The following is a 14,527-nucleotide window of genomic DNA, read 5'->3' on the forward strand; positions in this document are numbered from 1 at the left end:
CGTCGCGATGATATGTCGCGTCAGGATCTGTCGCGCGCACAAACGGCGGTTGACGCACCGTCCGTTTCGCTTGCGGAACGAGCAGTCAACTGGCAGCGGCCGAAGGAAGGTCGCGCTGATGTTTCATCACGATCTTGTTTAGCGCACCGAGATAGGCCTTGGCGGATGCAACCAGCGTGTCAGGATCGGCGGCCTTCGATGTCATCGCGCGGCCGTCCTGGCTGAGACGCACCGACACTTCCGCCTGTGCGTCAGTGCCCTGGGTCACCGCATGAACCTGATAGAGTTCGAGCTTGGCCTCGTGCGGCACTAGCCTCTTGATGCAGTTGAATACGGCGTCGACCGGCCCGTTGCCTTCGGCCTCCTCGATCCGGGTCTGGCCATTGACGGTGAGCTTCATGGTCGCTCGCTGCGGGCCATGGGTGCCTGCGATCACTGTCAACGATGACAGCTTGATTCGATCGTGCGACGCGGCCATTTCCTCGTCCACCAGCGCAATGATGTCCTCGTCGTAGATGTCCTTCTTGCGGTCGGCCAGTGCCTTGAAGCGCACGAACGCATCCTGCAACTGGTTCTCGGCCAGCTTGTAGCCGAGTTCTTCCAGCTTGTGCTGAAAGGCATGGCGGCCGGAATGCTTACCCATCACCAGCGAGGTCTGTTTCACGCCGACGCTCTCTGGCGTCATAATCTCGTAGGTCTGCGCGTTCTTCAACATGCCGTCCTGATGAATGCCGCTCTCGTGCGCGAACGCGTTCCGGCCGACGATCGCTTTATTATACTGCACCGGAAATGAGGTGGCGGCCGAAACCAGCTTGGAGGCACGAGTCAGCATGGTGCTCTCGACGTTGCACCAATACGGCATGACATCGCCGCGGGTCTTGATCGCCATCACGACTTCTTCCAGCGCGGCGTTCCCTGCCCGCTCGCCAATGCCGTTGATGGTGGATTCAACCTGGCGCGCGCCACCCTCGACGCCGGCCAGCGAGTTGGCGACGGCGAGACCCAGATCGTCATGGCAGTGCACCGAGAAGATCGCTTTATCCGCGTTCGGCACCCGCTCGCGAATGGTCTTGAACATCCGCCGGTACTCGTCAGGCACCGCATAGCCAACGGTGTCTGGCAGGTTGACGGTGGTGGCGCCGGCTGCAATCGCCGTCTCTACGCATTTGCACAGGTAGTCAATTGGGGTGCGGGTCGCGTCCATCGCCGACCACTCGACATCCTCGACCAGGTTGCGGGCCTGCGTCACCGTGGCGGTGATGATTTCCAGCACCTCCGCCTCGCTCTTTCGCATCTGATGCGCCAAATGGATCGGCGACGTGGAAACGAAGGTGTGGATGCGGCCCCGCCGTGCATGACGCACCGCTTCACCGGCACGAGCGATATCGCCGGAAATGGCGCGGGCCAGACCTGCGATCACCGCGCTTTTGGCGTTCTTCGCGATCTCCGCAACCGCTTCGAAATCGCCGACCGAAGCGATTGGGAAGCCGGCTTCGATGATATCGACTCCCATGTCGTCGAGCATCTCGGCGACTTCGATCTTCTCCTCGAAAGTCATGGTGGCGCCGGGGCATTGCTCACCGTCGCGCAGGGTGGTGTCGAAAATAACGACGCGGTCCTTGTCGGACTTATTCGCGGTAGTCATGGGGAAAGATCCTCTGGGTCAATGCGCCGTGCGGGCGCTCGAAGGGGTTCTGGTGTTTCCTGCGTTCCCCTGAGTGCCCAGGCAACAACTGCCCAGCCGGCGCTCAGGGGCCGATAAGAAGCAGAAGCCCGCCAGTCAGCAGACTGGGCATGGGCATAGCCGGAATCTCTTCGGAACAAGCAGCCGACGCCACCAGCCCGTGAACTCCTGCCATTTCGCTGCAAGCCAGCATTACCGAACCCTTTAGAGGGTCATTTTCAACAAGAACCGTTGACGGTTCGTTGCCGACCCTTCCTCTACAGATTTTAGACGAGAATGACCTGACATCGCAATGCCCAAAATTTGGTCAGGAATCGTGACCAACCACTCTGCTCAGTTCGTTCGTGCCGGCCTCCCTGTTCCTCGAGATGCCGACGAATCGGAAGCAACTTCGGACTTCTCCCCCGCAGCATGCTTCACCGCTGCCTTCTTTACGCGCAACGCGCTGTTGTTCTCATTTTGCAATGCCTTGCGAACCTTCTTGAATTCACCCAATTCGCTCTTGTCGACCTTGGGGAACCGCAGGTCCAGCCTATCCAGCGCGCCGACAATGGCAGATCCGACCACGACACGCGCGAACCACTTGTGGTCGGCCGGCACGATGTGCCACGGCGCATCGAGCGAGGATGTATGGCGGATCATGTCCTGGTAGGCCGCCTGATACCTGTCCCAGAGCTTTCGTTCGGCGACATCGCCCATCGAGAACTTCCAGTTCTTCGCCGGCTCCTCCAGGCGATCGAGAAAGCGCCGGCGCTGCTCCTCCTTCGAGACGTTGAGGAAGAATTTCAGCACGAGCGTGCCGTTACGGGCGAGATATTTCTCGAAAGCCGAAATATCCTCGAAGCGTTCGCGCCAGATGTTCTTCGTCACCAGCTTCGGTGGAACTTTCTGCTTTGCCAGAATTTCCGGATGCACGCGCACCACCAGTACTTCCTCATAATAGGAGCGGTTGAAGATACCGATGCGCCCGCGTTCGGGAAGCCGCCGCGCCGCGCGCCACATGAAATCATGATCGAGTTCTTCCGTTGAAGGTTGCTTGAAGGAATGCACGTCGCAGCCTTGGGGATTGACGCCGTCGAACACGCTCTCGATGGCGCTGTCCTTGCCGGCGGCATCCATGCCCTGGAAGATCAAGAGCAGCGACCAGCGATCCTGCGCATAGAGCTTTTCCTGCAAATCGCTAAGGCGGTCGCGGTTGGCCTTGATAATCTCCTGCCCGCTGTCCTTGTCGATGCCGCCGCGCTCCGCAGTTTTGTACGAGGCGAGACGAAACGCCCTGGTGTCATCGACACGAAAGGGCTCCACGTAGCGTTTTAATTGTTCTGGCAACAACGATGATGATGTCTTTCTCATAAGGGAATTGCGCCTTTGCTTCCCCATTTCCTGCGGAAGATGGTGGTTTCGAGCGTAGCGAGAAATCGGATCCAAAACAAAATAAAGGCGGGGACAACAAGATAAAATCGTCGATGCTTTCCAGCGTCACCGACCGGATCAAAACTCGAACTGAATTGTGGGTTCGGGCTTCGCCTAGAATTTACTGTTGCCACCAAGGGCATGGGCTTGGTGCGATGGCGACCGTGTGATAACCCCCGCAGGGCATGAGCGAAACCTCACCGCTGGTCGCGTTTTCACATGTCGCCAAAAGCTTCAAAGGCGGCTGTGCAAGAGACGACTATGTAAGAGCCGTGGACGACGTCTCGTTTGCCATCGGCGCGGGCGAATTCCTCGCCGTTGTCGGCGGTTCCGGCTCCGGCAAGACCACACTGCTGCGGCTCGCCAATCGCCTGATCGATCCCGACGCCGGAACTATCACCGTTGCGGGCGAGGATATCGCCGGAATCGACGCGATCGGGCTGCGCCGCCGCATCGGCTATGTATTCCAGAGCGGCGGCCTGTTTCCGCATATGACTATCGCCGCCAACATCGGCATCACGCCCCGCCTGCTCGGGACGCCGAAATCCGAAATCGCCGCGCGGGTCGACGAGTTGATCGATCTGGTGCAACTCGACCGCGCCCAACACCGCGATCGCTTTCCGCATGAACTTTCCGGTGGCCAGCGCCAGCGGGTCGGCGTAGCGCGAGCACTTGCCGCAGAGCCGCGCATCGTCCTGATGGACGAGCCGTTCGGTGCCCTCGACCCGGTAACGCGTGACGCGCTCGGCAACGACTATCGTGCGCTGCACGCCAGACTCGGTCTCACAACCATCATGATCACCCATGACATGACCGAAGCGCTGCTGCTCGCGGATCGCGTTGCTGTCATGCACGAAGGTCGCCTGGTTGCGCTGGGCACGGCAAAGGAATTGTCCCGCATCGACAACCCTTATGTCGGCGAGCTGCTCGGAACGCCACGCCGCCAGGCCGAGCGGCTTCAGGCAGCGCTCTCGCAGAGCACCACGTTATGAGCCTGCTCTTTGATCCGCGCTGGAATGAAGCGCTCGGTCACCTGCCCGACTATCTTGGCAACCACGTCCGCGTCAGTGTGACGGCGCTGGCGCTGGGACTCGTGATCAGTTTTCCGCTCGCGCTGGCCGCTCGCAACCGGCCGGTGCTGCGGAGTATGATTCTCGGTTTTGCAAGCATCGTGCAGACCATGCCGGGGCTGGCGCTGCTGGCTTTGTTCTATCCGCTCCTCCTGGCTCTGGCGACAATGACGTCGCGATGGTTCAGCCTCGGATTCTCAGCATTCGGATTCTTGCCTGCGGTCCTGGCGCTGGCGCTCTATTCGATGCTTCCGGTGCTGCGCAACACCATCACAGGCTTGCAGGGGATTGATCCTGCATTGACGGAAGCGGCTCGAGGGGTCGGTATGACGGCGCGGCAATCCCTCGTCATGGTCGAACTTCCGCTGGCGCTTCCTGTGATCATGGCCGGCATCCGCACCGCAGCGGTTTGGGTGATCGGCACCGCGACACTCTCTACGCCGATCGGCCAGACCAGTCTCGGCAACTACATTTTTGCCGGGCTGCAGACCCAGAACTGGGTGTTCGTGCTCTTCGGCTGCATCGCCGCGGCAGGCCTCGCGCTGGTCGTCGATCAGTTGCTGGCGCTGATCGAATCCGGCTTGCGGATACGTCGTCCCATCCGCGTGTCAGTCGGCCTTGTCGGAATCGCAATTCTCGTTGCGGCCACACTAGCGCCCTCCCTCACCCGCGCGAAACCCACCTACATCGTCGGCGCCAAAACCTTCACCGAACAATATGTGCTCGCGGCGCTGATCTCGCACCGGCTACAAGCCGCGGGTCTTCCCGTAGCCACCCGCGAGGGTCTTGGCTCCAACGTCATTTTCGATGCGCTAGCGAATGGCGACGTTGACGTCTACGTCGATTATTCCGGCACGCTGTGGTCCAATCAGTTCCATATAACAGACGTCAAGCCGCGTGAGGAACTACTCACCGAGCTCAAGGCGAGGTTGGCGCGGCAGAATATCACGCTGCTTGGTGAACTCGGCTTCGAGAATGCCTACGCGCTGCTCATGCCAAAAACACGAGCTGACGCGCTGAACATTCATTCGATCTCCGACCTCGCCGCCCGCGCCGGCACGATGTCAATCGCCGGCGACTACGAATTCTTTGCCCGGCCTGAATGGATGACTCTGAAGAAGATTTACGGATTATCGTTTCGCGAGCGGCGGCAGATGCAGTCGGACTTCATGTATGCCGCGGTGGATTCCGGTGAAGTCGACGTGATAGCGGGCTACACCAGCGATGGACTGATCGCCAAATACGGCCTGACCGTGCTTGACGATCCCCGACACGCCATTCCGCCCTATGACGCGATCGTGCTGATATCGCCGCGGCGCGCCAACGACGCAAAGCTGCGTGCCGCAATTCAGCCGTTGCTCGGAAGAATCAGCCTCACGCTCATGCGCGAGGCCAATCTTCGCGCCAGCGGCAGCGACGCGGACAGTTCATCGGCAATGGTGGCGCGGTGGTTATGGGCGAAGATCGACGAGAAATAAGGTGGTGGGTGCTTACTTGTATACCCTCACAGCGCGGCACCTTTCCCTCTCCTTGTGGGAGAGGGAGCCTCAACTCACTGTTAGTCGACCCGCGCACCACACTCCTGATCATTGAGATCGCACCGCGCGATCAATCATAGGCAGGAATGAAGAACTTCAGTTCTTCGCTTTGTCGACCAGTGCGGCCTTCTTGATCCACGGCATCATGTCGCGGAGTTTTGCACCGACCTCCTCGATCGGATGGGCGGCAAGCCTTGCGCGGGTCGCCTTGAAGGAAGTCTGGTTGACCTTGTTTTCCAGCATCCAGTCGCGAGCGAATTTGCCGGACTGAATATCGTCGAGCACGCGCTTCATCTCCTTCTTCGTCTCCGTGGTCACGATGCGCGGACCCGTGACGTATTCGCCGTATTCAGCGGTATTGGAGATCGAGTAGTTCATATTGGCGATACCACCCTCGTAGATCAGATCCACGATCAGCTTCACCTCGTGCAAACACTCGAAGTAGGCCATCTCTGGTGCATAACCGGCTTCCACCAAGGTCTCGAAGCCGTTCTTGATCAACTCGACCAGACCGCCGCAGAGCACAGCCTGTTCGCCGAACAGGTCGGTCTCGCACTCTTCCCTGAACGTGGTCTCGATGATGCCAGCGCGGCCACCACCGATCGCCGAGGCGTAGCTAAGACCAAGATCATGCGCGTTACCCGAGGAATCCTTGGCAACCGCAATCAGGCAAGGAACGCCGCCGCCGCGTTGATACTCCGCCCGCACAGTGTGGCCAGGGCCTTTCGGAGCGATCATCAGGACGTCGAGATCGGCGCGCGGGTCCAGCAGATTGAAATGCACGTTGAGTCCGTGCGCGAAGATGAGCGCCGCACCCTTCTTCATGTTGTCGTGCAGCTGCTCGCGATAGATGTCGCCCTGCAGTTCATCAGGCGTCAGCATCATCACGAGATCGCCCCACTTCGCGGCATCGGCGACTTCCATCACCTTGAAACCAGCAGCCTCAGCTTTCTTGGCGGAAGCAGAGCCCTTGCGCAGCGCGATCGCGACCTCCTTGACGCCGGAGTCCTTCAGGTTCAGCGCATGGGCGTGGCCCTGGCTACCATAGCCGACGATGACCACCTTCTTTCCCTTGATCAGGTTCAGGTCGGCGTCGCGATCGTAATAAACACGCATGGTTGGTCCTCTTTTGCGGCCACAAGTTGCGCCCGGTTTTAGGGCTACGGATGCCGGGAAACAAGTCCGCTGCAATGCCTTGAATGATGGAAAAACTTCAACGGTCGTCCGGTAGGAAAAGGTGAATAGCGCCGCGCGACAAACACAAGACTATGCCGGAGGCTCGTCGCCTGGCTTACGGCAGAGATAAGTGCCGTGAAGCGGCGCGTGATAGTCCGCAGATACCAGCGCAAAGCCGACGTCCTTCAGCATCCGCTCAATCACCCAGCCAAAGGTCGAATGTTCGTCGCGCATGTGGCTGGCGACCTCGCCGCTTGGGAAGTCGTGGTTGTTGATGTTGAATTCCGCCCATTGCTCGACCGTTCGGTCGGAGCCATCCGGTTCGCGGACGAACACGATGTCGCGCAGAAACAGCTGTCCGCCGGGCTTGACGACGCGGAACATGCGTGACAGCGCGACTGCCTTCCAGAAATCCGGCAGATGATGCAGCGTGAACTCGCTCACGACCAGATCCAGAGAATCCGATGCGAGAGCAAAACTGAGCAGACCGGCCGCCTGAGTCCGGATCGCAACGTTGCCGTCACGCGCCTGGGCCTCGGCCAGAGCGAGCGCTGCCGGCGCAATATCGACCGCATAGACTTCCGCACCCATCCTGGCGGCTTCACAAGCAAGCGTGCCCGTGCCGCAACCGATATCTGCGATCCGCCAGCCGGGCCGCACGCCTAGCTTGGCGAGAGTTGCGCGAGCCCGGCTGCCGCTATCATCGTGATCATAGATCGCGGAGCGCGCAGCAATGAGCGAATCCAATCCGATCCGCCCACGTTCACTGTAAAACCAGTCGCGCGCCAGCATGACCTTACATCCCCTCCGGTCCGCGCCCGATCGCAGCGACACCGGTTCGCGACACTTCGACCAGACCGATCGGCCGCATCAGATCGACAAACTGATTGATCTTCGAGGTGCCGCCCGTAATCTCGAACACAAAGCTCTCATTGGTGGCATCCACCACACGAGCACGAAACACCTCTGCGAGCCGCATTGCCTCGATACGTTGGTCCCCCGAACCCTTCACCTTGACCATGGCTAGCTCGCGCTCGATGGAGCGCCCGGTCAGTGTCATATCAACGACCTGATAAACCGGGATCATGCGGTCGAGCTGATGCTTGATCTGCTGGATCACCATTGGGGTGCCGGTGGTGACGATGGTAATTCGCGAGACGTGCTTCTGATTTTCGGTCTCGGACACCGTCAAGCTTTCGATGTTGTAACCACGACCTGAGAACAGTCCGATCACCCGCGCCAAAACGCCCGGTTCGTTGGCGACCAGCACCGACAGCGTGTGCGTCTCGTTCGGATCGCGGCGCTCTTCGAGAAAGTAGGCGGAAGCGGGCTGGTTCATGGATATGTTCTCAAATCGATATCGTGATTGCCGTCATTGCCGAGCGTAGCCGTTCGTAAAACGGCGTCGTTTCGTTCGCCTGTGCCCCGGCAAGCCGTCTTCACGATGGATGCGCAGATCAAGTCCGCGCATGACGATCTGTGCGTGGCGACACTTCGAGACATTTTCACACCAGCGCCTTGCCGCCGGCAAATGCGGCCGCGGTCGCATCGTCATTGGCTTCCGCCGGCAACAGCATTTCGTTGTGCGCCTTGCCGGATGGAATCATCGGGAAGCAGTTTTCCAGCGCTGCGACGCGGCAGTCGAACAGCACCGGCTTCTTCACCGAGATCATCTCCCTGATCGCGCCGTCGAGATCAGACGGCTTGGTCGCCTGCAGGCCGACACAGCCGAAGGCATCGGCGAGCTTGACGAAATCGGGAAGCGCCTCTGAATACGAGTGCGACAGGCGGTTGCCGTGCAGCAACTGCTGCCACTGCCGCACCATGCCCATGTACTGGTTGTTGAGGATGAAGATCTTGATCGGAAGCTCGTGCTGAACCGCCGTCGACATTTCCTGCATCGTCATCTGCACGGAAGCATCGCCGGCAATGTCAATGACGAGGCTGTCGCGATGCGCCACTTGCACTCCCAGCGCGGCCGGCAAACCGTAGCCCATAGTGCCGAGGCCACCCGAGGTCATCAAGTGGTGCGGCTCCTCGAATCCGAAGAACTGCGCGGCCCACATCTGATGCTGGCCGACCTCGGTTGTGATGTAGGTGTCCCGGCCTCGCGTCGCCTCGAACAGACGCTGGATCGCGAACTGCGGCAGGATTACATCGTCGTTCTTCTTATAAGCCAGCGAGTTGCGCGCGCGCCAGCGCCCGATCTCGAACCACCACGGATCGATTTTAGGATTTTTGCCTTCCGCCTTGAAAGCCTGCAACAGGTCGGCCATCACGCTGCCGGCATCACCGATGATCGGCACGTCGACGCGGATATTCTTGTTGATCGATGAGGGGTCGATATCGACGTGAATTTTCTTTGATCCCGGCGAGAACGCATCGGTACGACCCGTTATTCGATCGTCGAAGCGTGCACCGATGCACAGCATGACGTCGCAGTCATGCATCGCCATGTTGGCCTCATAAGTGCCGTGCATGCCGAGCATTCCAAGCCAGTTCTTGCCGGAGGCCGGATAGGCCCCTAGTCCCATCAAAGTGGACGTAATCGGAAAACCAGTGGCTTCGACCAGCGCGCGCAGCGTCTTCGACGCCTCTCGGCCCGAGTTGATGATGCCGCCGCCGGTATAGATCATCGGCCGCTTGGCATTCACCAGCAGCGCGACAGCCTTGCGGATCTGTCCGGCATCCCCCTTTATCTGAGGCTTGTATGACGCGTGGACATCGGTCTTGCGCGGCGGGTGATAGGTTCCGGTGGCGAACTGCACGTCCTTGGGCACATCGACCACGACCGGCCCGGGGCGGCCGGTAGTCGCCACATAGAACGCCTCGTGCAGCACCTTGGCGAGATCGTTGACGTCGCGCACCAGCCAGTTGTGCTTGGTGCAGGGCCTGGTGATACCGACGGTGTCGCATTCCTGAAACGCATCGTTGCCGATCAGGTGCGTCGGCACCTGGCCGGTGATGCAGACCAGCGGGATCGAGTCCATCAGCGCATCGGTCAGCGGCGTCACCATATTGGTAGCGCCGGGCCCCGAGGTCACGAGCACCACCCCCGGCTTGCCGGTGGAGCGGGCGTAGCCTTCGGCCGCGTGACCCGCGCCCTGCTCGTGCCGCACCAGGACATGCTCGATATCGCTCTGCTGAAAAATTTCGTCATAGATCGGGAGTACAGCCCCGCCCGGATAACCGAAAATGCTTTTGACACCATGGTCAACGAGGGCTCGAACAATCATGGCCGCACCGGTCATCTGATTGGAATCTTGGCGCTTGGTCTGACTCATGGTCGGCTCCGGATTCGCGCAGGCTTCGTGTCCGCCAGCGTCGCAAACAATAAAAAAGGGCCTTGAAGGCCCCCGGCACACCGCCTTCCATTCGGACGGCTCAGCCGTCCCGGGCGGTGCTCCAGGATACGATGATAACGGGGACGAGGTGGCGGATAACAAAGTTGCGCATTTTACAGCTAACGTTCCCAAAGGTTGCGCGGGTTATACGGGGCGGATTTGCGGCCGTCAACGGTGTTTCGATGCAAATAAGCCGGTTTCGGCGGTTTGGAAGGGGGCCGAGGGGCCGGTCGCCTCAGCGCGAAACGTCAACCCCCTTAGTCCAGCGCCTTTCTGGCCTCCTCAGGCCGCACCCAGGCGAACTCTGTCAACTGATGGCGAAACCAGGTGAACTGCCGCTTGGCATAGTGGCGCGTGTCGGCGCGCCCGATCTGGGCGGCCTCCGCCAGCGAAATCTCGCCGCGCAGATGCCGGACCAGCGCGGGCACGCCATGCGCCTTCATCGCCGGCAGGAGCGGGTCGAGACGCCGTTCGGCCAGCGCCGCGACTTCCTCCAGCGCCCCGGCCGCCAGCATCGCATCGAAACGGGCGTCGATCCGCGCGTAGAGCACTTCACGATCCGGAGCAACGAAGACCGCCCTCGCCCGCTCGGGCGGCAGCAACGGCGGTAAGCCATCGCGATGCCAATCGATCAACGAGCGTCCGGTCGCCTCGACCACTTCGAGGGCACGGGCGATGCGGGCGCGGTCGCGCGGTTTCAGACGTTGCGCCGCCGCCGGATCGCGCCGCGCGAGAACAGCATGAAGCACTTCGGCCCCATCACGTTCGAGGCGCGCTCGGACGTCATCGCGCACCTGAGACGGAATCGGCGGCACCGCCGACAGGCCGCGCGTCAGCGCTTTGAAGTAAAGGCCGGAGCCGCCGACGAAGATCGGCACCCGGTTTTGCGCGCGAGCTTCGGCAAGAGCGACCGCTGCATCGGCGACCCACATCCCGGCGGAGCAGTTCACGCTCGCATCGACATGGCCGTAGAGCCGGTGTGGCGCTCGCCCCTCCTCATCAGGGGTCGGCCGCGCGGTCAAGATGCGGAGATCTCGATAGACCTGCATGGAGTCGGTATTGATGACGACGCCGCCCGTCCGTTCGGCAAGTGACAACGCTAACGCAGACTTGCCGCTCGCGGTCGGCCCTGCGATAAGCACGGCATCCGTCGCCTGCCCGTTTACCTCGCCAGAGCTCTCCCCATCCATGTCGCTCGTCGCCACGCTGATCTGCAATCCGGTTAACCCCGCGCTCGATAGCACGGTGCTCGACGGCGCGCGCGCAATTCTGAGCAATGCCGGCCCGGCGCGCTGGCTGTGGGACGAAGTCGCGGCCGACATTCCCTTCGAAAGCGACGAGCCCATTCCGGCCATTGCGCAGCGCCTGCGCGAGGCGCGCGGCGATCTGCCGATCGACGTAGTGATCCAGCCGCAGCTCGGCCGGCGCAAGAAACTGTTTCTGGCCGACATGGATTCCACCATGATCGGGCAGGAGTGCATCGACGAACTCGCCGATTTCGCCGGTCTCAAGGCACATGTAGCAGCGATCACCGAGCGTGCCATGCGCGGCGAAATGCAGTTTGAAACCGCGCTGCGTGAGCGCGTGGCGTTGCTGAAGGGTCTTTCTGTATCAGTCGTAGACGAGGTGCTGGCAAAGCGCATCACGCTGACACCGGGCGGGCGCGAATTGGTCATGACCATGCGCTCCAATGGAGCCTATACCTGCCTGATCTCAGGCGGCTTCACCTTGTTCACCAAAGCAGTGGCCGCCATGATCGGCTTTCAGGAAAATCGCGGCAATACGCTACTGGTCGAAGACGGAAAATTGTCGGGCGCGGCCGCCGAACCGATCGTCGGTCGCGAGGCGAAACTTGCAACTCTGATCGAACTGCGCGATGCCTCCGATCTCGACAATCTTGATACGCTGGCGGTAGGCGACGGCGCCAACGACCTCGGCATGATCCAGCAGGCTGGCCTAGGTGTCGCCTATCATGCCAAGCCCGCGGTTGCCGCAGCGGCAGCCGCCCGAATCGATCACGGCGACCTTACCGCCCTGCTCTATGCGCAGGGATATCGACGCGACGAGTTTGTGAACGCTTGAGTCCATTCAGACTTAAAGCGCAATCAGCCGCCGTCTCCGCTTATTGTTCAGTGATCCACGTCTTTCGCCGCTCCATCGAACGGCGATTGCCCCGACCACGACAACCGCGCTCCGATGTGGTTCGTACCTACTTCAGGCTCAGCGCCACAAACCGCAGTTCGCCGGCGCCGTTCGAAACCATCAGCAACACTGCCTTTTTGCCGTCCTTCTTCAATTGATCGACGCGCTTGCGGATATCGGAAGCGCTACTCACGGCTTCCTGCGCCACCTCTACGATGACGTCGCCGGCGCTGAGCCGCTTCTCGGCCGCGTCGGAATCCGCGTCCACATCGGTGACGATGACGCCCTTGACACTGTCCTTAATCTTGTAGCGCGCACGCAGATCCTTGCTAAGCGTGGCGAGATCGAGACCGAGCGCCTTCTGCGTTACGGGCTTGTCGTCGTCATCAGGCCTGGTCTTGATCGAGACGGGCGTTGCCTTGTCGCTGTCGTCGAGGCGTCCCAGCGTTACCTTCTTGGTCTCTTCCTTGCCTTTGCGAATGATCGTGACCTTGACTGTCTTGCCAACTGCCGTGTCGGCGACAAGGCGAGACAAATCTTTCGGCTCCTTGATGTCCTTTCCGTCGAAAGCGATGATGACATCGCCGGGTTCAATGCCGGCAGGTTTAGCTGGACCTTTATCCTCCACGCCGGCAACGAGCGCCCCGCGGGTCGGTTTGATATTGAGGCTGTCGGCGATCTCGTCGGTGACCTGCTGGATACGGACACCAAGCCAACCTCGACGCAACTCACCGAACTGCCGTAATTGATCGACAACGCCTGCTACCGTCTTCGACGGCACCGCAAAGCCGATCCCGATAGAACCGCCCGACGGCGAGATGATCAGCGTATTCACTCCCACGACCTCGCCCTCGAGATTGAACAGTGGACCACCGGAATTGCCACGGTTGATGGAGGCGTCGGTCTGGATGTAGCTGTCATAGGGGCCGTTGTTGATGTCGCGGTTGCGCGCCGAGACGATCCCGGCTGTAACGGAACCGCCAAGACTGAACGGGTTGCCGATGGCGATCACCCATTCGCCGAGCCGCAACTTGTCGGAATCGCCAAACTTGACGGCGGTCAGCGGATGCGGCGGCTTGAACTTCAGCACTGCGAGATCGGTTTTCTTGTCGACCCCGACGGTTTCAGCCTTGACCTTGGTGCCATCATTCAGAATGACGTTGATCTCGTCGGAATCGGCGATAACGTGATTATTGGTGACCACTATTCCGGCGGCATCGACGATGAATCCGGAGCCGAGCGAGTTTGTCTTGTGCGTTTGCAGGCCGCCATTCTTGCCGCCGCGGCGATTCTTGAAGAAGTCGTCGAAGAACTCCTCGAACGGTGATCCCGGCGGAAGTTGTGGAATCGCGCGGCGGCTCTCGCCACTCTTTGCTTCAACGGTTTGGGTCGTCGAGATGTTGACCACCGCGTCGATCACCTTTTCCGCCACGTCGGCGATGCCATCGGGACCGCGGGCCAGCGCCGGCTCGGATATCATGGCGCTAGCGGCGCTGAGGCATAGCGCGATTAGCAGGGAACGCCGGCGAAAGCTCAACGCGTGAATCGCTCGGATCATGTTTCGAGTCTCTCCTGGAGAAGCATATTGCCGGGCATACACTGCGCCGGACGCCGAACACGCGCAAGCAGCGAAACGGCGCTCGCTGATCCATCGGGATTTCCGATTACGGCAAAAAGCTGGCACCACCTTCACGATACGTTGCAAGCTCAGGCTTTCGAAGCGCTCCCGCCCGTTGGCTCCGGTAGGCTTCCGCCACCGATAGACATAGAAGCGGCGCTCTATCTTTTGGTACGCTGGGTCTTCTTCATGCCGACCGACGGTCTTCGCGCGAAAACCTATGATATTCACTCGCATGATCTCAGCGATCGTCGCGGCGAATGCCTAGAATTACAGCATCACTGGCGGATCAAACTATAGAGTCGGTGGCCGCCAAGAGCCTGCCCCCCTAACGCCTGACCAGCCAGATCAGGATAAGGCCCACGATTGCCGACCCGATACCCACCATCCGCAAAATGTGTTCTGGAGCTGCCAGCGCACTTTTCATCGCTCGCCGCGTCCAATCCGGTGCCGCGGCAAACAGGATGCCTTCAAGCATGAAAAGGATACCGAGACCGATAAGAAAATCGGCGAAGGCGATGGAACCCATCGGCGGCGTCTCC

The 14,527-nt window shown here is 60.5% G+C and carries 12 protein-coding genes; 3 read left to right on the plus strand and 9 right to left on the minus strand.

All coding sequences use genetic code 11. From position 1 onward, the window contains the following. Positions 1-85: 85 nt before the first annotated feature. Positions 86-1,645 carry a 2-isopropylmalate synthase gene (locus B2M20_RS12425; protein ID WP_079447367.1) on the minus strand — a complete coding sequence of 520 codons (1,560 nt, stop codon included), beginning with the start codon at positions 1,643-1,645 and terminating at the stop codon, positions 86-88. A 372-nt stretch (positions 1,646-2,017) separates the two neighbouring features. Then, positions 2,018-3,037 (minus strand): polyphosphate kinase 2 family protein, encoded by a 1,020-nt coding sequence (locus B2M20_RS12430; RefSeq protein ID WP_079447409.1) that lies wholly within the window; start codon positions 3,035-3,037, stop codon positions 2,018-2,020. A 245-nt stretch (positions 3,038-3,282) separates the two neighbouring features. On the opposite strand from B2M20_RS12430, the gene B2M20_RS12435 reads away from it, so the two are divergent. Both B2M20_RS12435 and B2M20_RS12440 read left to right on the plus strand, forming a co-directional pair. Beyond that, complete coding sequence (locus B2M20_RS12435) at positions 3,283-4,089, plus strand: ATP-binding cassette domain-containing protein (RefSeq protein ID WP_079447368.1); 807 nt, start codon at positions 3,283-3,285, stop codon at positions 4,087-4,089. Then, complete coding sequence (locus tag B2M20_RS12440) at positions 4,086-5,645, plus strand: ABC transporter permease/substrate-binding protein (protein WP_079447369.1); 1,560 nt, start codon at positions 4,086-4,088, stop codon at positions 5,643-5,645. Before B2M20_RS12435 ends, B2M20_RS12440 begins: the two co-directional genes overlap by 4 nt. Positions 5,646-5,801: 156 nt before the next feature. On the opposite strand, the gene ilvC is transcribed toward B2M20_RS12440, so the two are convergent. From ilvC to miaA, 5 genes are all read right to left on the minus strand, one after another. Beyond that, positions 5,802-6,821, minus strand: a complete 1,020-nt coding sequence (ilvC, locus tag B2M20_RS12445; RefSeq protein WP_079447370.1) for a ketol-acid reductoisomerase — start codon at positions 6,819-6,821, stop codon at positions 5,802-5,804. 150 nt (positions 6,822-6,971) lie between these two features. Then, a complete protein-coding gene (locus B2M20_RS12450; RefSeq protein ID WP_079447371.1) occupies positions 6,972-7,673 on the minus strand; it encodes a class I SAM-dependent methyltransferase in 702 nt (233 codons plus the stop codon). A gap of 4 nt (positions 7,674-7,677) precedes the next feature. Beyond that, on the minus strand, positions 7,678-8,220 hold the full coding sequence (gene ilvN / locus B2M20_RS12455; RefSeq protein ID WP_079447372.1) for an acetolactate synthase small subunit: 543 nt from the start codon (positions 8,218-8,220) through the stop codon (positions 7,678-7,680). A gap of 166 nt (positions 8,221-8,386) precedes the next feature. After that, entirely contained in the window at positions 8,387-10,165 is a 1,779-nt protein-coding gene (locus B2M20_RS12460; RefSeq protein ID WP_079447373.1) for an acetolactate synthase 3 large subunit, read from the minus strand. 317 nt (positions 10,166-10,482) lie between these two features. Beyond that, a complete protein-coding gene (gene miaA / locus B2M20_RS12465) occupies positions 10,483-11,415 on the minus strand; it encodes a tRNA (adenosine(37)-N6)-dimethylallyltransferase MiaA (RefSeq protein ID WP_079447374.1) in 933 nt (310 codons plus the stop codon). On the opposite strand from miaA, the gene serB reads away from it, so the two are divergent. Beyond that, complete coding sequence (serB, locus tag B2M20_RS12470) at positions 11,414-12,307, plus strand: phosphoserine phosphatase SerB (protein ID WP_079447375.1); 894 nt, start codon at positions 11,414-11,416, stop codon at positions 12,305-12,307. The genes miaA and serB overlap by 2 nt on opposite strands. Before the next feature lie 127 nt (positions 12,308-12,434). Here serB and B2M20_RS12475 read toward each other — a convergent pair whose 3' ends face one another. Together B2M20_RS12475 and B2M20_RS12485 are read right to left on the minus strand one after the other, a co-directional pair. Beyond that, positions 12,435-13,925 (minus strand): Do family serine endopeptidase, encoded by a 1,491-nt coding sequence (locus B2M20_RS12475; RefSeq protein WP_079447376.1) that lies wholly within the window; start codon positions 13,923-13,925, stop codon positions 12,435-12,437. Between the two features lie 388 nt (positions 13,926-14,313). After that, the gene (locus B2M20_RS12485; protein ID WP_079447378.1) at positions 14,314-14,514 is read right to left on the minus strand and encodes a DUF2065 domain-containing protein; all 201 of its coding nucleotides are present in this window, start codon (positions 14,512-14,514) and stop codon (positions 14,314-14,316) included. Positions 14,515-14,527 lie beyond the last annotated feature (13 nt).

The organism is Nitrobacter vulgaris (assembly GCF_002028545.1).
Lineage (GTDB): Bacteria > Pseudomonadota > Alphaproteobacteria > Rhizobiales > Xanthobacteraceae > Nitrobacter > Nitrobacter vulgaris.